Source organism: Telluria sp. GW821-FHT07G12 (genome assembly GCF_059418525.1).
In genome coordinates, this window is the sequence record NZ_JBWKQA010000007.1 from 24,114 (window position 1) to 42,490 (window position 18,377).

The 18,377-nt window shown below is 66.1% G+C and carries 15 protein-coding genes; 4 read left to right on the plus strand and 11 right to left on the minus strand.

Annotation, left to right across the window (positions count from 1 at the left end; translation table 11 throughout):
* Positions 1 to 234 precede the first annotated feature (234 nt).
* The gene (gene dctP, locus AC07PE_RS22455; RefSeq protein ID WP_498768643.1) at positions 235 to 1,254 is read left to right on the plus strand and encodes a TRAP transporter substrate-binding protein DctP; all 1,020 of its coding nucleotides are present in this window, start codon (positions 235 to 237) and stop codon (positions 1,252 to 1,254) included.
* 123 nt (positions 1,255 to 1,377) lie between these two features.
* Here the strand turns inward: dctP and moaD are convergent, their stop codons facing one another.
* From moaD to kbl, 6 genes are all read right to left on the minus strand, one after another.
* Positions 1,378 to 1,635: a molybdopterin converting factor subunit 1 gene (gene moaD / locus AC07PE_RS22460; protein ID WP_498768645.1), complete on the minus strand. Its 258-nt coding sequence runs from the start codon at positions 1,633 to 1,635 to the stop codon at positions 1,378 to 1,380.
* A 7-nt stretch (positions 1,636 to 1,642) separates the two neighbouring features.
* Entirely contained in the window at positions 1,643 to 2,887 is a 1,245-nt protein-coding gene (locus AC07PE_RS22465) for a molybdopterin molybdotransferase MoeA (RefSeq protein WP_498768647.1), read from the minus strand.
* Entirely contained in the window at positions 2,884 to 4,359 is a 1,476-nt protein-coding gene (gene thrC / locus AC07PE_RS22470) for a threonine synthase (RefSeq protein ID WP_498768649.1), read from the minus strand. The genes AC07PE_RS22465 and thrC overlap by 4 nt, the downstream gene beginning before the upstream one ends.
* Before the next feature lie 168 nt (positions 4,360 to 4,527).
* The gene (locus AC07PE_RS22475; RefSeq protein WP_498768651.1) at positions 4,528 to 5,922 is read right to left on the minus strand and encodes an L-serine ammonia-lyase; all 1,395 of its coding nucleotides are present in this window, start codon (positions 5,920 to 5,922) and stop codon (positions 4,528 to 4,530) included.
* A 159-nt stretch (positions 5,923 to 6,081) separates the two neighbouring features.
* A complete protein-coding gene (locus AC07PE_RS22480) occupies positions 6,082 to 7,038 on the minus strand; it encodes an NAD-dependent epimerase/dehydratase family protein (RefSeq protein WP_498768653.1) in 957 nt (318 codons plus the stop codon).
* 18 nt (positions 7,039 to 7,056) lie between these two features.
* Entirely contained in the window at positions 7,057 to 8,259 is a 1,203-nt protein-coding gene (gene kbl, locus AC07PE_RS22485) for a glycine C-acetyltransferase (protein ID WP_498768655.1), read from the minus strand.
* Between the two features lie 150 nt (positions 8,260 to 8,409).
* Between kbl and AC07PE_RS22490 the strand changes: the two genes are divergently transcribed.
* Both AC07PE_RS22490 and AC07PE_RS22495 read left to right on the plus strand, forming a co-directional pair.
* Complete coding sequence (locus AC07PE_RS22490; protein ID WP_498768657.1) at positions 8,410 to 9,006, plus strand: helix-turn-helix domain-containing protein; 597 nt, start codon at positions 8,410 to 8,412, stop codon at positions 9,004 to 9,006.
* A gap of 113 nt (positions 9,007 to 9,119) precedes the next feature.
* Positions 9,120 to 11,399, plus strand: a complete 2,280-nt coding sequence (locus AC07PE_RS22495; RefSeq protein ID WP_498768659.1) for a putative bifunctional diguanylate cyclase/phosphodiesterase — start codon at positions 9,120 to 9,122, stop codon at positions 11,397 to 11,399.
* Here the strand turns inward: AC07PE_RS22495 and AC07PE_RS22500 are convergent.
* The 5 genes from AC07PE_RS22500 to AC07PE_RS22520 form a co-directional block, all read right to left on the minus strand.
* Positions 11,387 to 11,692 carry a hypothetical protein gene (locus tag AC07PE_RS22500; protein ID WP_498768661.1) on the minus strand — a complete coding sequence of 102 codons (306 nt, stop codon included), beginning with the start codon at positions 11,690 to 11,692 and terminating at the stop codon, positions 11,387 to 11,389. The genes AC07PE_RS22495 and AC07PE_RS22500 overlap by 13 nt on opposite strands.
* Positions 11,693 to 11,799: 107 nt before the next feature.
* A complete protein-coding gene (locus tag AC07PE_RS22505; RefSeq protein WP_498768663.1) occupies positions 11,800 to 13,971 on the minus strand; it encodes a prolyl oligopeptidase family serine peptidase in 2,172 nt (723 codons plus the stop codon).
* A gap of 112 nt (positions 13,972 to 14,083) precedes the next feature.
* On the minus strand, positions 14,084 to 15,472 hold the full coding sequence (locus AC07PE_RS22510) for a tetratricopeptide repeat protein (protein WP_498768665.1): 1,389 nt from the start codon (positions 15,470 to 15,472) through the stop codon (positions 14,084 to 14,086).
* A gap of 248 nt (positions 15,473 to 15,720) precedes the next feature.
* Positions 15,721 to 16,350, minus strand: a complete 630-nt coding sequence (locus AC07PE_RS22515) for a 3'-5' exonuclease (RefSeq protein WP_498768667.1) — start codon at positions 16,348 to 16,350, stop codon at positions 15,721 to 15,723.
* 13 nt (positions 16,351 to 16,363) lie between these two features.
* Positions 16,364 to 17,614 carry an Hsp70 family protein gene (locus tag AC07PE_RS22520; RefSeq protein WP_498768669.1) on the minus strand — a complete coding sequence of 417 codons (1,251 nt, stop codon included), beginning with the start codon at positions 17,612 to 17,614 and terminating at the stop codon, positions 16,364 to 16,366.
* Positions 17,615 to 17,773: 159 nt separating this feature from the next.
* Here AC07PE_RS22520 and AC07PE_RS22525 point away from each other — a divergent pair, with 159 nt between their 5' ends.
* Complete coding sequence (locus AC07PE_RS22525) at positions 17,774 to 18,238, plus strand: DUF2244 domain-containing protein (protein ID WP_498768671.1); 465 nt, start codon at positions 17,774 to 17,776, stop codon at positions 18,236 to 18,238.
* The last annotated feature ends 139 nt before the right edge of the window (positions 18,239 to 18,377 follow it).

Genomic DNA, 18,377 nt, shown 5'->3' on the forward strand with positions numbered 1-18,377 from the left:
CTTTTGTGGCGCCGCTTTTCGCGCGCTCCCCAGCGCCAGCGCAAGGAATCCACGAAACACATGGGTAATACTCACGCCGCATCGTGCTTTTTCACTATGCAGTGCAGCATTTATTGATGAGCAGAAGCACAACAATTATCTTGACTTGTATGCTGCTGAGCATATTCTTATGCCTACAACAATATATAGAAGCACGTAGTCTCGTAGTCCGTATCACATTCTTGGAGGATGTAAATGTCGGCAATGACACGTAGGACATTGCTGGGCGCGATCGCGACCAGCCCGCTCTGGCTTCAGGCAGCATGGGCCCAGCCCACGAATCTCAAGATCTCCCACCAGTTCCCCGGCGGCAGCGTCGCCGAAGGCGATTTCCGCGACCGTCTGTGCCGCATGTTCGCGGCCGGGGTCGAACGCCGCAGCAAGGGAAAGCTCAAGTTTTCGATCTACCCGCACTCCTCGCTCATGAAGAGCGAAGACCAGATTCCCGCCATCGCCAAGGGCCAGCTGGACATGTCGCTGGTGCCGCTGACCTATGCCGGCGCCGACCTCCCGGAAGTGAACATCGGCCTGATGCCTGGCCTGGTGACCTCCTACGAGCAGGGCTACGCCTGGAAGGACGCCGAAATCGGCAAGGAGTTCAGCCGCATGCTGGCCGACCGCGGCATCGTCATTCTCAGCTGGATCTGGCAGGCCGGCGGCGTCGCCTCGCGCGGCAAGCCCATCGTCAACCCGGAGGACGCGGCCGGCATGAAGGTGCGCGGCGGCTCGCACGAGATGGACTTGCTGCTCAAGGAAGCCGGCGCCAGCGTGGTCAGCATGCCCTCGAACGAGATCCGCGCCGCGATGGAAAAGGGCCAGCTCGATGCGGCCATGACCTCCTCGTCCTCGCTGATCTCCTTCCGCCTGGACGAGGTGTCGAAGTACGTGACCACCGCACGCGGCGGCGCCTACTGGTTCATGCTGGAGCCGCTGCTGATCTCCAAGGCCGCCTTCGAGCGCCTGTCCAAGGACCAGCAGGCCATCCTGATGTCGGTGGGCGCGGAACTCGAAGCCTTCGCGCGCAAATCGGCGCAGACCGACGATGCGGCAGTGGCGGCGCTGTTCCAGGGTAAAGGTGGAAAGACCGTCGACCTGAACGGCGAGACGCTGCGCAAGTGGCAGGAGCTCGCGCGGACGACGGCGTGGAAGGATTACGGGTCGCGTAACGAAAATTGCGCGAAGCTGCTGGCGTTGGCCGAGAAGACGCTGGCCTAAAGACTGTCATTCCAGCGAAAGCGGGAATCCATACTGAGTCACCAAAGTTGGCTACGTCATTTCCACTGGTGCCTAAACCGGATCTTCAGCATGGATTCCCGCCTGCGCGGGAATGACGGAAATTCAACCGCCCGTCACCGGCGGGAAGAAAGCCACTTCCCCGCCCTCTGCAAGCTGCATCTCCGGCTCGCACATCACGTGGTTGAAGGCCATGCGCAGGGCACGCTCCTGCCCCAGCGCCTCGGCCCATACGCCGCCGCGCCCGATCAGGAACTCGCGCACCGCGCCCACCGTCGTCACCCCCTCGGGCAGGCTGACCGCCTCGTTGGCCGTGCCCACCGCCTCGCGCACGCTCGCAAAAAATCGCAGATTGATCTTCATGTAAAACTCAGTGCTGTAAAAAAGCGAAGGGGATGAAGCGCACCATATCGCCGCGCGCGATCGCCTGGCCCGGCGGGCAGTCGATCAGGCCGTCGCCCCACACCGTCGAGGTCAGCACGCCCGAGCCCTGGTTCGGGAACAGCTCCAGGCCGCCCCCTTCGTTGATGCGGGCGCGCAGGAATTCGTTGCGGCGGTCGGGCTTCTGCCAATCGAAGTCGGCGCGCATCATGACGGCCTTGGGGCTCACATCCCCGCTAACGCCCTGCAGCCGCAGCAGGAAGGGCCGCACGAACAGCAGGAAAGTCACGAAGCTCGACACCGGATTGCCCGGCAGGCCGAGGAAGAAGGACGCGCTGCCATCCGCCCGGCCCACTTCGCCGAAGGCCAGGGGCTTGCCCGGCTTGACGGCGATCTGCCACATGTTCAGGCGCCCTTCCGCTTCGACGGCCGGCTTGATGTGGTCTTCCTCGCCCACCGAAACGCCGCCCGAGGTGATGATCAGGTCGTGCTCGCGCGCCGCTTCGCGCAGCGTTTCGCGGGTCGCCTGCAGCGAATCCGGCACGATGCCGTAGTCGGTGAATTCGCAGTCGAAGTTCTCCAGCAGGCCGCGCAGGGTGAAGCGGTTCGAGTTGTAGATCGCGCCCGGCTTCAGCGGCTCGCCCGGCATCGCCAGTTCGTCGCCGGTGAAGAACACGGCAACGCGCACGCGGCGGCGCACCGGCAACTGCGCCAGTCCGACCGATGCGGCGAGGCCCAACTCCTGGCTGCGCAGGCGGGTACCGGCGGGCAGGATCACGGCGCCCGCCTGCACGTCTTCCCCGCGCCGGCGTATCCATTCGCCGGACTGCGGCGCATGCTTGACGGTGACGACCTCGCCATCCAGTTCGCACTGCTCCTGCATCACCACCGCGTCCGCCCCTTCCGGGATCAGGGCGCCGGTGAAGATACGCGCCGCGGTGCCGGCCTCCAGGTAGCTGCCGACCTGGCCGGCCGGGATGCGCTGGGCCACCTTCAGCGCTGCACTGCCGCCGGCGCAATCGGCTGCGCGCACCGCGTAGCCGTCCATCTGGGTGTTGTCGGCACTCGGCACGTCCAGCTTCGAGGCCTGGTCCGCGGCCAGAACGCGGCCGTTGGCCTCCAGCGTGGGCACGGTCTCGATGCCGTCGACCGGGCGCGCGGCCGCGAGCAGGAAGTCGAGCGCCTCGCTGACCGGCATCAGCGGCTTGCGCGCCGGTGCTGCGCCGGCGTTCATCGGCCGGTCCTCTCCGCGATATACGCCTTCATCTGCGCCACGTCCGCCTTCATGACGACGAAGCGCTGCGGCAGCGCCTCGATGTTCTCGAAGCCGGCCGGACGCTCGGCATCCGTTCCCAGCGCTTCGAGGATAGTCTCGTTGAACTTGGCCGCCAGCGCGGTCTCCAGCACGATCATCGGCACGCCCGGCTCGACGTGCGCGCGCGCGACCTTGATGCCGTCGGCGGTATGGGTGTCGATGGTGATGCCGTAGTCGTCGAAGACTTCGCGAATCGTGTTCAGGCGGTCTTCGTGGGTCGAGCAGCCGGAGACGAAACCGTATTCGCCCACGCGCTTGAATTCGTCGCCGTCGCTGCCCGGCGCGCCGGACAGATCGAAGCCGCCATGGGTCTCGACTTTGCGGAACAGCGCGTGGGTACGTTCGGCGTCGCGGCCGACCAGGTCGTAGACGAAGCGCTCGAAGTTCGAGGCCTTCGAGATGTCCATCGACGGGCTGCTCGTGTGGAAGGTTTCGGACGGCTTGCGCACGCGGTAGACGCCGGTGCGGAAGAACTCGTCCAGCACATTGTTCTCGTTGGTCGCCACCACCAGCTTGGCGATCGGCAGGCCCATCATGCGGGCGATGTGGCCGGCGCAGATATTGCCGAAGTTCCCCGACGGGACCGTGAACGAGACCTTCTGATCGTTCGAGGTGGTCGCCTTCAGGTAGCCGCGGAAGTAATAGACCACCTGCGCCAACACGCGCGCCCAATTGATCGAGTTGACGGTGCCGATCTTGTGGCGGGCCTTGAATTCGAGGTCGTTCGAGACCGCCTTGACCATGTCCTGGCAATCGTCGAACACACCTTCCACGGCGATGTTGAAGATGTTCGGGTCCTGCAGGCTGAACATCTGCGCGGTCTGGAAGGCGCTCATTTTCGCGTGTGGGGACAGCATGAAGACGCGGATGCCGCGCTTGCCGCGCATCGCATATTCGGCGGCGCTGCCGGTGTCGCCGGAAGTGGCGCCGAAGACGTTCAGCTCGTCGTCGTTACGCGCCAGCGCGTATTCGAACAGGTTACCGAGCAGCTGCATGGCCATGTCCTTGAAGGCCAGGGTCGGGCCGTTCGACAGGCCCTGCAGGATCAGTTTGCCGTTCGCGCCGTCTTCCAGCACGCGCAGCGGCGTGATCTCGCTGCTCGACTCGTCGGCGCGCGCGTTGCGGTAGACCTCGGGCATGTAGGTCTTGCTGGTCAGCGCCTTGAGGTCGGCCTCGGGGATATCGGCCGCGAACTTGCGCAGGATTTCGTAAGCCAGGTCGGCATACGAGAGCGAGCGCCAGGCATCGAGCTCGGCGCCCGTCACTTGCGGGTAGTCGGCAGGAAGATACAAGCCGCCGTCCGGCGCCAGGCCGCCCAGCAGGATGTCGGAAAAACCTTGGGGATTGCGTGCTGCGGACGCGCTGGTCGCGCGGGTGGAGACATAGTGCATACGGTAAGCAGGATGGAAGTTGGCGGGCGTTAGCTATTTATTATAGTGCGCCCGCAGCAAACTTGTCTTTTTACCGAATTTTGTTCAGGTTTGCATGCGTGGGCTCGGGGAGCCCACCCTACGGCGTAGGCACACGTAGGGTGGGCACCCCGTGCCCACGAAACCCTCTTAACACGCTGCGTGGTTGACCGTGACGACGTGAATCGCCAGCCCGCCCAACGAGGTTTCCTTGTACTTCGCCTGCATGTCGTAACCGGTCTGGCGCATGGTTTCGATCACGTTGTCGAGACTGACGAAGTGGGTGCCGTCGCCCTTCATCGCCAGCGACGCGGCGGTGATCGCCTTGATCGCGCCCATGCCGTTGCGTTCGATGCAGGGAATCTGCACCAGGCCGCCGATCGGGTCGCAGGTCATGCCGAGGTGGTGTTCGATGCCGATCTCCGCCGCGTTCTCGATCCGTTCGTTGGAAGCGCCCAGCGCCGCCACCAGGCCCGCCGCCGCCATCGCGCAGGCGACGCCGACCTCGCCCTGGCAGCCGATCTCGGCGCCCGAGATCGAAGCGTTCTTCTTGCAGAGCATGCCGATTGCCGCCGAGGTCAGGAGGAAGTCGCGGATACCCTTCACCGGATCGCTCGGGCGGCAGTCCTCCGCATAGTAGCGCAGCACCGCCGGGATGATGCCGGCCGCGCCGTTGGTCGGCGCGGTCACGACCCGGCCGCCGGCCGCGTTCTCTTCGTTGACCGCCATCGCGTACAGGGTCACGTGGTGCGTGGCGTCGTGCGGCAGTTCGTTGCGTCGGTTGCCGGCGTCGCAGTGCGCCTGCTTCCACAGCTTGGCGGCGCGGCGCTTGACATTCAGTCCGCCCGGCAGCTCGCCTTCGGTCACCAGGCCGTGGGCGATACAGTCGCGCATCACCTGCCAGATGCGGTCCAGGCCGGCGTCCAGCTCGGCCTCGCTCATGCGCGACAGCTCGTTCGCACGCAGCATGTGCGGGATCGACAGTCCGTGGTCGCGGCCCTGCGCCAGCAGGTCGCTCATCGTGCTGAACGGGAAAGGCACCGACGAGGCGGCGCCCTCGGCGTCGGCCGCGCGGGCCTGGCTCTCGCCGGCCGCGGTGATGAAGCCGCCGCCCACCGAATAGTAGATGCGCTCGATGACGCTGCCGTCCGCAAGCTTGAGCAGGAACTTCATGCCGTTCGGGTGCTCGGGCAGCGAGGATTGCTTGTGCCATACCAGGCCGGTGCGGTACTGGAACGGGACCTCTTTCGTGCCGAGCAGCTTCAGCACGCCGTCCAGCTCGGCCTCGGCCAGCTTGTCCTCGACGCTGTCGGGGTCCACGCCCTGCGGGGTCTCGCCCATCAGGCCCAGGATCACCGCCTTGTCGGTGGCGTGGCCGACGCCGGTCAGCGCCAGCGAACCATACAGATGGGCTTCCACGCCGACGGCTTCTGTCAGGTCGCCGCACTCGAGCAGGAAGCGGCGCGCCGCGACCATCGGGCCGACGGTGTGGGAGCTCGAAGGGCCGATGCCGATCTTGAATAAGTCAAATACGCTCATGTCCATGAGCTGTCTCCTGAAAAATCTTCTTCTTATATTGTATATACAAATGCGTCATTCCCGGCACTGCCGGAAATGACTTCCCGCGAAAGCGGGAACCCATGCTGAATTGGCTATGCACGCTCAGTATGGATTCCCGCCTGCGCGGGAATGACGTAACTATGTTCAGGCAGTCTGGCCAACGTCCACGTTTTCCAGCATCGAATCGACCATCTCCTCGATACCGATCTGCGCCTTCCAGCCCCAATCGGCGCTAGCGCGCGCATCGTCGAGGCTCTTCGGCCAGGAATCCGCGATCTGCTGACGGCTGTCCGGCTTGTAGGCGATCTGGAAAGCCGGCAGCTTCGCTTGAATCGCCGCGGCCAGTTCGCGCGGGTTGAAGGACACGCCGGCCACGTTGTACGAGGAACGGATCGCGACCTTCTCGGCCGGGGCTTCCATCAGCTCGATGGTGGCGCGGATCGCGTCCGGCATGTAGATCATCGGCAGCGTGGTTTCAGGGCCGAGGAAGCACTCGTAGGTCTCGCCCTTCAGCGCCGAGTGGAAGATCGCGATCGCGTAGTCGGTGGTACCGCCGCCCGGAGGCGACTTGAAGCTGATGATGCCCGGGTAGCGGATGCTGCGCACGTCGACGCCGTACTTGGCGTGGTAGTACTCGCACAGGCGCTCGCCGGCCAGCTTGCTGATGCCGTAGATCGAAGTCGGGTCCATCACCGTGTACTGCGGGGTGTTCTCGGCCGGGGTGTTCGGGCCGAAGGCGGCGATCGACGAAGGCCAGAACACCTTCAGCGGCTTGCCGGCCTCACCGCGTTCCTTGGCGATTTCCAGGATGTTCAGCAGGCCATCCATGTTCAGGGTCCAGGCCTTCAGCGGCGCTTTTTCGCCGGTGGCCGACAGCAGCGCCGCCAGCTGGTAGACCTGGGTGACGCCCTCCTCTAGAATCAGGCGGGCCACGGCCTCGCGGTCCATCACGTCGAGGCGGGTGTAGCGCGCCGCGCCGTAGACGTTGGTTTCGCCGATATCCGAAGCGATGACATTGTTCGCGCCGTGCTTTTCCGCAAGCGCGGTCACGAGTTCACTGCCGATCTGGCCGTTGGCGCCGATGATGAGGATGCGTTCCATGCTTTACCTGCCTATCTTTTAGTTCTTAATAATGCCCAGCTCGCGGCCGGCTTGTTCGAATGCCTTCAGCACGGTGTCGAGCTGCTCGCGGGTATGCGCCGCCGACAGCTGGACGCGCACGCGCGCCTGGCCCATCGGCACCACCGGGTAGAAGAAGCCCGACAGCAGCACGCCCAGTTCGAACATGCGGGCTGCGAATTTCTGCGCCACCGGCGCGTCGAACAGCATCACCGGCACCACCGGGTGGGTGCCCGGCTTGATGGTGAAGCCGATGCGCTCGATCTCCTTGCGGAAGTAGGCGGTGTTTTCATGCAGGCGGTCGCGCAGTTCGGTCGACTTGCTGATGCGGTCCAGCACGGCGATCGAGGCACCGGCGATCATCGGCGCCAGGGTGTTCGAGAACAGGTAGGGACGCGACTTCTGGCGCAGGGTCTCGATGACTTCCTTGCGGCCGGAGGTGAAGCCGCCCATCGCGCCGCCCAGGGCCTTGCCCAGGGTGCCGGTGATGATGTCGATTTTGCCCATCACGTTGAAATGCTCGTGGGTGCCGCGGCCGGTCTTGCCCATGAAGCCGGAGGCGTGCGACTCGTCGATCATGGTCAGGGCGCCGTACTTCTCGGCCAGCGCGACGATCTTGTCCAGCTGGGCGATGGTGCCGTCCATCGAGAAGGCGCCGTCGGTGACGATGATCTTGTGGCGCTTGCCCGCTTCGGTAGCGGCAATCAGCTGCCTCTCGAGGTCGGCCATGTCGTTGTTGGCATAGCGGTAGCGCGCGGCCTTGCACAGGCGGATGCCGTCGATGATGGAAGCGTGGTTCAGGGCGTCCGAGATGATGGCGTCGTTCTCGTCGAACAGCGGCTCGAACACGCCGCCGTTGGCGTCGAAGGCGGCAGCGTACAGGATGGTGTCTTCGGTGCCGAGGAAGTCGGACAGCTTCTGCTCCAGTTCCTTGTGCACGGTCTGGGTGCCGCAGATGAAGCGCACCGAGGACAGGCCGTAGCCGTACTTCTGCAGCGCGGCTTCGGCCGCTTTCTGGGTTTCCGCGTCGCCGGACAGGCCGAGGTAGTTGTTGGCGCACATATTGATCAGCGTGCGGCCATCCGCGGCGACCACTTCGGCGCCCTGGCGCGATGCGAGCACGCGCTCGGGCTTGAACAGGCCCTCGGTCTGCAGCGTGTCAAGCTTGGTCTGGAGGGCGCTATAGAATGCCTGGTCGCTCATGTCTTCCTCGTCCTTGTCATTTGGTGGCGGATGTTGTACCGTTGATCCGTTCGATGTAGTGAACTGAGTTCTTTATCTCGAACAGAAATTCAATATATTGAATATTACCCCCGGCCATTGAACTTGGCAAGCATCCTCGAATAAGCTTAGATGAATAAAGTGGTAACAGCCCTCGCCCCCGCCGCACCCGCCGGCGCACCGCCCGAAGTCGGCGCCACCCTGCAGCGCCTGCGCCTGGCGCGCGGCCTCACGCTCGAAGACCTGTCGCGCATCGCCGGCGTATCGAAGTCGATGCTGTCGCAGATCGAGCGCGAAAAGGCCAACCCGACCATCGCCATCACCTGGCGCCTGGCGAACGCCCTCGGCGTGCAGATCGGCGAGCTGCTGTCCTCCGAAGTTCGCAGCAGCGATCTGATTCGCGTGGTCGACGCCCACGAGATCCCCACCCTGCCCGGCGCCCACGCCGGCTATTCGCTGCGCATCCTCGGCCCGATGGACCTGGCCGGCAAGTACGAATGGTACGAGCTGACCCTGGCGCCGGGCGGCGAGCTGGCCTCCCAGGGCCACGATCCGGGCACCAGCGAGCATCTTACCGTGCTGACCGGCGCGGTCGAGCTGGAAGTCGGCGCCGAGAAGAAGCGCGTCAAGCACGGCGCCACGGCGCGCTATCCGGCCGACCAGGCCCACATCATCCGGAATATCGGCAAGCTCGAATCCAAGGCGCTGATGGTGGTGGTGCACCGCTGAACGCAGCGGTGAGGGCGCACGGCTGTCGCTTAATATAGACGCCCGGCGCCACGGAAGATGACAGTTGACGTGCGGCAATTTAAAATGCAGTGCTGCAATCACTGCATGTACACATGGTCAGCGTCAACGATATCGCCGCATGGCGTATCCGCATCTTCTCCTCACTCCTTTCTGTCGTGCTCGCCCTCGGCACGATTGCGGCCGCCCCCAGCATCCCGCTGCTGATCCACCAGGGCCTGTGGCCGGTGGCGCTGCTGGATACCGTCGCCCTGTCCTGGATCTTCGCGATCTGGCGCATGGAGCGCCTGCCCTACCGCCTGCGCGTGATGAACTTCCTGGCGGTCCTGTACGCGGTGGCGCTGGCGCTGATGCTGGCCATCGGCCCCGCCAGCCTCAACTACCTGCTCGGTCCGCCGGTGATGGCGGTGATCCTGCTGGGCCTGCGGCCGGCGATGGGCGCGCTGGCCCTCAGCGCCGCCAGCATCATCGCGCTCGGCGGCAGCGGCCACGTCAACCTGGCGGTGCCCGGCATGGAAGGCAACGGCCTCAGTGCGGCGCTGGCCGTGACCCTGAACTTCACCTGCGTCGGCGCGATGATCGTCCTGACCAGCGGCACCCTGCTGAAAGGCCTCTCGCACACGCTCGCCAAGGTGCGCGGCGACGAAGAGCGGGTGCGGACCCTGAACGATGAACTGCAACTGACCTCGGCGGCGGTATCGCGCCTCAACGACATGGTCCTGATCGCGCGCGCGGTCGAGGGCCCGGACAGCGCGCAGCCGGTCATCTTCGCCAACGATGCCTTCCTGCGCCGCACCGGCTACACCCGCGGCGAGATCATCGGCCAGAGCATGCGCGTGCTGGAAGGCCCCGAAACCGACAAGGCCACGATGGGCCGCATTCTCGGCGCGGTCGCGCGCGGCCAGCCGGTGCGCGCCGAGCTGGTGAACTACACCAGGGACCGCGTACCCTATTGGGTCGAGATGGAGATGATGCCCTTCGCCCGTGGCGGCGAACAGGCCACGCACTGGGTGGTGGTCGGGCGCGACATCACCGAGCGCCGCGACGCCGCCGACGCGATCCACCGCCTGGCCTTCTACGACGTCCTGACCGGCCTGCCGAACCGGCGCCTGCTGATGGAACGTCTGGAGGCCCTGGTCGGGCGCTCGCGCGAGGGACGCGGCATGGGCGCCCTGCTCTACGTCGACCTCGACAACTTCAAGAACATCAACGACGCCCGCGGCCACGCCACCGGCGACACGCTGCTGGTGCAGGCCAGCGAGCGCCTCAGCCGCGCGGTGCGCCAGCGCGACACGGTGGCGCGCCTTGGCGGCGACGAGTTCGTGGTCCTGCTGGACGGTTTGGAGCCCGACCCGGCGCTGGCCACCCGCGCCGCCCTGGCGGTGGCCGACAAGATCCGCGCCTCGCTGGCGGAGCCGATCGAGATCGACGGCCAGGCCCATCACACCTCGGCCAGCATCGGCGTCGCCCTGCCGCTGCGCCCCGGCGAAAGCGCGCACGACCTGCTGCGCGAAGCCGACACCGCCATGTACCACGCCAAGGCCGAGGGCCGCAACGGCGTCGCCCTGTTCGAAACGGACATGCTGGCGGACGCCCAGCGCCGCCTGTCGCTGGAACGCGACCTCGCGCTGGCGCTGGAGAACGGCGAACTGGCCATGCACCTGCAGCTGCAGGTCGGCCACGACGGGCTGCCCGCGGGCGCCGAACTGCTGATGCGCTGGCGCCGTGCCGACGGCAGCTTCGTGCCGCCGGACGTGTTCATCCCCGTGGCCGAATCCAGCGGCCTGATCGTCCCGCTGGGCCGCTGGGTACTGCGCGAGGCCTGCCATGCCTGGCTGGCGCTGGATGCCGCCGGCCACCCGCTGCCGCTGTCGATCAACGTCAGCCCGCTGCAGTTCCGCCAGCCCGACTTCGTGGCCCAGGTGCGCGCCGTGCTGGAAGAGACCGGCGCCCCGCCGCAGCAACTGATCTTCGAAGTCACCGAAGGCCTGCTGATCGAGGACATCGGCAAGACCATCGCCCGCATGCGCGAACTGGCGGCGCTGGGCATCCGCTTCTCGATCGACGATTTCGGCACCGGCTATTCGAACCTGGCCTACCTGAAGAAGATGCCGCTGTACGAGATCAAGATCGACAAGAGCTTCATGCGCGACACCCCGCACGACGCCAACGGCACCGCGATCGTGCAGTCGATCCTGGCGATGGCCGGCCACCTCGGCCTGCGCGTGGTGGCCGAAGGGATCGAGTCCGACGACCAGGCGCGCTTCCTGGCCTCGCATGGCGGCGCGGCGATGCAGGGCTATCTGTTCCACCGGCCGATGCCGCTCGATCAGCTGATCGCGCGGCTGCACGGTAGCGCCGTTCAGTCGTTGTAGATCACGCCAGTCCAGCCTTCGAGATCGGCGAAGGATGCGGGACGGGGTCCTTCCATCTGCAGCCGGTGTGCACAGAACGACTGCTTGACGAACTGACCGCTCGGCGTGGCCCGGCATTCCCAGCGCACCTGCCCGCGATGATCGAGCTTATCCCACGCGAAGTCGACATCGCCCGGCAGCGGCAACCTCGAGCTGTCGCGCACGGCCGGCTTCACCAGCACCAGCGGCCTCACGGGAGCCCATGGCGGCGTGGAAGCCGGCGGCTTGACCGGCACCAGCCGTGTGACAGTCATCCAGACCGGCGCCGGGGGCGCTGCCGCGTTTGCCCGTGGCGGCGGGACAGGTGCCGCGCAGCCTGCCAATACAAGCATGGAGAGGCTGGCGAACACTCTTTGCATCCTTACTCCGACGCCCCGGCCACAGTCGGCGCCTCGTTCATCTTCAGCGCGCGGCTCAGGAAGCCCCAACGGTCCGCCACTTCCTCGATCTGCTTGGAAGTCGGCTTGCCCGCGCCGTGGCCGGCCTTGGTATCGATGCGGATGATCACCGGGTTGCCGCCCGCCTGCGCCGCCTGGGCGGTGGCGGCAAACTTGAAGCTGTGCGCGGGCACCACGCGGTCGTCATGGTCGGCGGTGGTGATCATGGTCGCCGGATAGCAGGTGCCCGGCTTCAGGTTGTGCAGCGGCGAGTACTTGACCAGGGCCTTGAACTCGTCCGGGTTCTCCGAGGAGCCGTAGTCCGAGGTCCAGGCCCAGCCGATGGTGAACTTGTGGAAGCGCAGCATGTCCATCACGCCCACCTGCGGGATCGCCGCGGCGAACAGTTCCGGACGCTGGGTCATGGCCGCGCCCACCAACAGGCCGCCGTTGCTGCCGCCGCCGATCGCCAGCTTCGAGGGCGAGGTCACCTTGTTATTCACCAGCCACTCGGCGGCGCCGATGAAGTCGTCGAACACGTTCTGCTTTTTCAGCTTGGTGCCGGCTTCGTGCCAGGCTTCGCCGTACTCGCCGCCGCCGCGCAGATTGGCGACCACGTAGACGCCGCCCATCTCCATCCAGGCCAGGTTGGCCGGCGAGAAGCCCGGGGTCATCGAGATGTTGAAGCCGCCGTAGCCGTACAAATAGGTCGGGTTCGAGCCGTCCAGCTTCAGGCCCTTCTTCGAGACGATGAACATCGGCACTTTGGTCCCGTCGCGGCTGGTATAGAACTGCTGGCGGGTCTCGTAGTCGGCCGGATTGAAGGCGACTTTCGGCTGGCGGAATACCGAGGTGGCGCCGCTCTTCATGTCGACACGGTAGATCGTGGTCGGGGTGGTGAAGCCGGTGAAGGAGAAGAAGGTCTCGCTGTCGCCCTGCTTGCCGCCGAAGCCGGAAACGGAACCGATCCCCGGCAGCGCGATCTCGCGCAGCAGCTTGCCTTTGAGGTCGGTGACCTTGACCACGCTGCGCGCATCGGCCAGGTACTCGTTGATCAGCTGCTTGTTCACCATGTGGCTGGACACCAGGGTCTGCTGGCCTTCCGGCACCACGGTCTTCCAGTTGGCTTCCTGCGGCTTGTTGACGTCGATGGCGACGATGCGCTTGCGCGGCGCATTGCGGTCGGTGGCGAAGTAGAACACGCTGCCGACGTTGTCGATGAAGTCGTAGGCCGCGTCGAAGTTGTCGATCAGCGGCATGACCTTGCTAGCCGGCTTGGACAGGTCCTTGTAGAAGACGCGGTACTTGTGCGCCGTGCCCTTGGTGGCGGTGATCAGCAGGTAGCGGCCGTCGTCGGTGGTGTTGCCGCCGAAGCCCCATTCCTTCTGGTCCGGGCGGTCGTAGACCAGCACGTCGGCGCTTTGCGGGGTGCCGAGCTTGTGGAAGTACAGCTTCTGGAAGTAGTTGACGTCGGCCAGCTTGGTCGCTTCCTTGGGCTCGTCGTAGCGGCTGTAGAAGAAGCCCTTGCCGTCGCGGGTCCAGGCGGTGCTGGAGAACTTCACCCACTGGATGTGGTCTTCGAGATCCTTGCCGGTGTCGACGTCGCGCACGCGGATCTCGTTCCAGTCCGAACCCGAGGCGGCGGTCGAATAGGCCAGCAGCTTGCCGTCCGGGCTCACCGCCAGGCCGGCCAGCGCGACGGTGCCGTCCGCGGCCAGGGTGTTCGGGTCCAGCAACAGGCGCGGCGTGTCGGACAGCGATTTCATCGTGTACAGCGCGGACTGGTTCTGCAGGCCGTCGTTGCGGCTGAAGAAATAGCGGCCGCCTTCCTTGAAAGGCACGCTGTAGCGCTCGTAGTTCCAGAGCTGGGTCAGGCGCTGGCGGATCGCTTCGCGCTGCGGGATCTGCGCCAGGTAGGATTGCGTCACCTTGTTCTCGGCGTCGACCCAGGCCTTAGTTTCCTGGCTGTTCGCATCTTCCAGCCAGCGATAGGGATCGGGCACCTTGGTGCCGTGGTAGTCGTCGGTCTGGTCGACTTTTTTCGCGACCGGGTAGCTCAGCGGCGTGCCGGCGCAGGTCTGTGCGATGGCAGTGCTGCCGAAGCCGAGGAAGGCGGCCGCAACGGCGGCGGCAAGGGTGGCGTGTCTCATGTGCATGCTGGTTGTCGTTCTCGTTGTCGGTGGAGAAAGTGGCTCGTGGCCTTCGGGCATGATAGCGCGAATTGTTCTGCCGACAAATATTCTTAAAGCAACAAGCAAGCACCGCCGCTCAGGCCGCGCGCCGCTCCTCCCGGCCCAGGCTACGGGCGCGCCACTGGCGGCTGAGGTCCTGGGCGTCCTCGATCTCGCGGGCCGACAGGCGGCGCGCGACGATGGCCTTGTTGGCGCTGGCGGCCGGGTCGCCGGCGTCCGCCGCCAGCAGCATCCACATGTAGGAGCGCACACTGTCGCGCGGCACGCCGCGGCCGCTGTTGTACATGCCGCCCAGGTTGTACTGGGCCAGCGCATGGCCCTGCTCGGCGGCCAGGGCGTACCAGCGCACCGCCTCGGCGTCGTCCTGGTCCACGCCCTGCCCGGTGGCGTACATGACGCCCAGGTTGTTCTGGGCGCTGGCGTCGCCCTGCTCGGCGGCGCGCCGGTACCACTCGACGGCAGTGGCTTCGTCGCGGTGCACGCCCTGGCCGTTCGCGTACATCACGCCCAGGGTGAACTGGGCGTTGGCGGCGCCCTGGGCGGCGGCCAGCCGGTACCAGTAGAAGGCTTGGCGGATGTCGGTGGGGACGCCATGGCCGTGCGCGTACATGTTCCCCAGCTTGTACTGGGCCAGCACATGGCCCTGCTTGGCGGCGCGGGTGGTCAGGGTAAGGGCTTCGGCCTCGTCGCGCGGGCAGCCGCGGCCGCTGGCCAGCAGCACCGCCAGGCTGAACTGGGCTTCGGCATCGCCCTGGCCGGCGGCGCAGTGCAGCCAGGGCAGCGCCGCCTTGTCGTCGCGCGGCACGCCCACGCCTTCGAGGTAGCACAGGCCCAGCAGGCGCTGCGCGGCCGGGTCGCCGCGGCCGGCCGCGCGCCGGAACCAGTAGGCGGCTTCGAGATCGTTGGCGGCCATGCCCTGCCCGCGCCGCAGCATCAGGCCCAGCGCGACTTCGGCCGGTGCGTACTTGGCCAGCGCTGCCTTGCGCAGCCAGGCGGCAGCCAGCGCATGGTTGACCGGCGCGCCCTCGCCGCGAAGATAGCATTCGCCGAGCAGGTGCTGGGCGCTGGGCAGATTCTGGCTTGCCGCGCGCTGGTACCAGCCCAGCGCCTGTTCCGGGCTGCGCGCCACCCCGCGCCCGCCGCGCAGCATGTCGCCCAGGTTCTGCTGGGCCGAGGGGTCGCCCTGGTCCGCCGCCAGCGCGAACCAGCCCACCGCCTGGGCGTCCGACTGCGCCCCCCCGCGACCCTGGTAGACCATCGAGCCGAGATGGTTCTGGGCGAAGGCCAGGCCCTGCTCCGCCGCACGGCGCAGCCATTCCACTGCCTGAGCGTCGTCGCGCGCCACGCCGTCGCCGTTCTTGTACATCAGGCCGAGATTGAACTGCGCATAGGCGTTACCGCGCTCGGCCGCACGGGCGAACCACGCGAGTACGGAATTTTCCGGTGACACGTCAGAGTGCCTCATCATCGCTCCAGGAAAAATCGGACAAATCGATGGCGGGACCGCCTAATCGCGGCGCCGCAAGAATTGTCAAAAGTCTAACTAGGAGGAATCCGACGGGTTTGATTTGCCACAGAGGGGCAAACCTTCAACGCGGAAAAAAATCGCGGAAAAGTCGCGGCAATGCAGATGCAGCGCAACTGTCGCGAAAATCACGCGTGGCAGCCGTAGCCGCCTTTGTGATGCCACAAACTGTGGGCTTCGCGCACGGGCTAGCGGCGGCGTTCTGCTGCGTAGCCGTCGATGTAAGTGCGCACCTTGGCGGCCGCCAGTCGGTTGATCTCGACCAGCAACTCCGGCGCCACCGGCCCCAGGCCATAGGACTTGCCCAAGTGGCGGCTGATGTGCAGCAGCAGGTGCGCGGCGACCTCGGCGTCGGCCTCGGCGCGGTGGGCGGTGCCGCGGAAGGCGATGCCCAGCGAGCGCGCCAGTTCGCCAAGCTTGTAGCTGGGCAAGCCCGGCAGCACCCGGCGCGATAGCTTGACCGAACACACCAGGCCGGCATGGCGGCAGGCGTGGCCCAGGCGCGCGCCCTCGGCCTTCAGGAACTTTTCGTCGAAGCTGGCGTTGTGCGCGGCAAGGGTGTCGCCGCCGATGAAGTCGATCAGCTCCGGCACCACGTCCTCGGCCAGCGGCGCCGTATCGACCATCTGCTGGGTGATGCCGGTCAGCGAAGTGATGAAAGGCGGAATGCGCACGCCGCAATTCACCAGCGAGACATAGCGGTCGACGATCTCGCCGCCGGCAATGCGCAGCGCGGCGACTTCGGTGATGCGGTCGCCGTACTCCGGCGACAGGCCGGTGGTCTCGAAGTCGAGCATGACGATGGGGCGTTCAAACATGGCGGTCTTTCAATTATCCGAATTTACGCGAAGCGTCGATGGCCAGCCCCGCGCCGATGCTGCCGAACAGATCGCCCTCGACGCGGCGCGCCTGGGGCACGATGGCGGCAATCCGCTCGCGCAGGGAAGCCACGCCGCTCGATCCACCGGTGAAGAACACGGTATCGACCTTGTCGGCGTCGACCCCGGCTTCGCCCAGCAAGCGCTGCACGGTGGCGCCGACCTGGTCGACCATGCCCGCGATCGCGCTCTCGAACACGGCGCGCTCGACTTGAATACGCTCGGGCGGCGACAGGCGGTCCAGGTCCAGCTCGACCAGCGGCGTGCCGGACAGGCCGATCTTCGCTTCCTCGACACGCATCGCCAGCCAGTGGCCGGCACGCTCGTCGATCAAGTTGCGAAGGCGCGACAGCTTGGCCGGCTCGGCGGCGTCGCGCGCGAGGTCTTCCAGCTGGGCGACGCTCTTGCGGGTATAGGCCTGGTTGATCGTATGCCAGGTCGCCAGGTTGAAATAATAGCTGGACGGCACCGGCGCGCCCGACACCAGCGCGCTGCCGTAGCCCAGCAGCGGCATCACCGAGGCCAGGCTCAGGTATTTGTCGAAGTCGGTGCCGCCGATGTGCACGCCGCCGGTGGCGAGGATGTCCTCGCGCCGCTCGATGCGTCCGGCGAGGTCCGGTCCGAGGCGGACCAGCGAAAAGTCCGAGGTGCCGCCGCCAATGTCGGCGATCAGCACCAGTTCTTCCTTCTCGATCCGCGATTCGTAGTCGAAGGCGGCGGCGATCGGCTCGTATTGGAAGCCGATTTCCTTGAAACCGGCCGCGCGTGCGATCTCGGCAAGGGTGTCTTCGGCCAGGCGGTCGGCAGTCGGGTCGTCGTCGACGAAATACACCGGACGGCCGAACACGGCGCTGGTGAATTCGCGCCCGGCCTGCTGCTGGGCGCGGCGGCGCAGCTCGCCGATGAAGTGGGACAGCAGTTGGCGGAACGGCAAGGCGCGCCCGGCCACCTCGGTCTGGCCATCCATCAGGCTGGTCCCGAGCAGGCTTTTCAGCGAGCGCATCAGCCGCCCTTCATAGCCCTCCAGGTAGTCCGCCAGCGCCGCGCGGCCATAGCGCACCTGCTCGTCGTCGGCGTTGAAGAACACGACCGAAGGCAGGGTGGCCTTGCCGTCCTCGAGGGCGAGCAGGCTGGTGTGGCCGGGACGAACCCAGCCGACGGTGGAATTGGAGGTGCCGAAATCGACGCCGCAAGCGTTCGCCATGGATGCCTGACCAGAAGAGGAGAAAGGGAAAGGGGCGAGATGTTACCAGAAGTCGGGCCTACCCCGCCAGCCCGGACACTGTCGCCAGCCGGTCACAGAGGGCAATCGTGCGCGGGGCGCGACAGGCTTATATTGTCGGGACTAGCCAGAGAGACAACGATGCTCTACGAGTGCACATTGCAGCGCAACTGCTCGATGACGCCGCGCCAGGTGGCGCGCGCCTATGCGCTGCTGTGCACCCTGTCGCTGTCGGTCGCCCTCGCCTTCCTGCTGCAGGGTTTCTGGATGGTGCTGGCCTTTTCGCTGCTGGAACTGTCCTGCGTCGGCCTGGCCCTGCTGCTCTACGCCCGCCACGCGCTCGACCGCGAGCGCATCGTCCTCTCGAACGACTGCCTGCTGGTCGAATGCGTGCGGGCCGAGGTGCGCAGCCAGTCGCGCCTCGATCCGCTCCGGACCCGGGTGCTGACCGCCGATGCCGCCCTTGGCGGCGCGCGCCGTACCCTCATCACGCTGGAATCGCGCGGCGTGCGGATCGAGGTCGGCCGCTTCGTCAGCGAAGCGCAGCGCCGGCAGGTGGCCCGCGAACTGCGCTTCGCCCTGCGCCAGGTATCCGTGGTGCGCTGAATTCTTCTCCGGAGTTTGCCCGTAGGGCCGTGTCAGCGCCGTCTTACACACACACGGCAAGGGTACCGATGTTTCAATTTATATATCGTTTGCATAATGTGGAACATCGATGCCGCGCCAGAAGGTCTGCGCGGCATGC

Coding starts and splice junctions, on each gene's coding strand:
- dctP (WP_498768643.1), top strand. CDS start 235: ATGTCGGCAATGACACGTAGGACATTGCTGGGCGCGATCGCGACCAGC.
- moaD (WP_498768645.1), bottom strand. CDS start 1,635: ATGAAGATCAATCTGCGATTTTTTGCGAGCGTGCGCGAGGCGGTGGGC.
- AC07PE_RS22465 (WP_498768647.1), bottom strand. CDS start 2,887: ATGAACGCCGGCGCAGCACCGGCGCGCAAGCCGCTGATGCCGGTCAGC.
- thrC (WP_498768649.1), bottom strand. CDS start 4,359: ATGCACTATGTCTCCACCCGCGCGACCAGCGCGTCCGCAGCACGCAAT.
- AC07PE_RS22475 (WP_498768651.1), bottom strand. CDS start 5,922: ATGGACATGAGCGTATTTGACTTATTCAAGATCGGCATCGGCCCTTCG.
- AC07PE_RS22480 (WP_498768653.1), bottom strand. CDS start 7,038: ATGGAACGCATCCTCATCATCGGCGCCAACGGCCAGATCGGCAGTGAA.
- kbl (WP_498768655.1), bottom strand. CDS start 8,259: ATGAGCGACCAGGCATTCTATAGCGCCCTCCAGACCAAGCTTGACACG.
- AC07PE_RS22490 (WP_498768657.1), top strand. CDS start 8,410: ATGAATAAAGTGGTAACAGCCCTCGCCCCCGCCGCACCCGCCGGCGCA.
- AC07PE_RS22495 (WP_498768659.1), top strand. CDS start 9,120: ATGGTCAGCGTCAACGATATCGCCGCATGGCGTATCCGCATCTTCTCC.
- AC07PE_RS22500 (WP_498768661.1), bottom strand. CDS start 11,692: ATGACTGTCACACGGCTGGTGCCGGTCAAGCCGCCGGCTTCCACGCCG.
- AC07PE_RS22505 (WP_498768663.1), bottom strand. CDS start 13,971: ATGCACATGAGACACGCCACCCTTGCCGCCGCCGTTGCGGCCGCCTTC.
- AC07PE_RS22510 (WP_498768665.1), bottom strand. CDS start 15,472: ATGAGGCACTCTGACGTGTCACCGGAAAATTCCGTACTCGCGTGGTTC.
- AC07PE_RS22515 (WP_498768667.1), bottom strand. CDS start 16,350: ATGTTTGAACGCCCCATCGTCATGCTCGACTTCGAGACCACCGGCCTG.
- AC07PE_RS22520 (WP_498768669.1), bottom strand. CDS start 17,614: ATGGCGAACGCTTGCGGCGTCGATTTCGGCACCTCCAATTCCACCGTC.
- AC07PE_RS22525 (WP_498768671.1), top strand. CDS start 17,774: ATGCTCTACGAGTGCACATTGCAGCGCAACTGCTCGATGACGCCGCGC.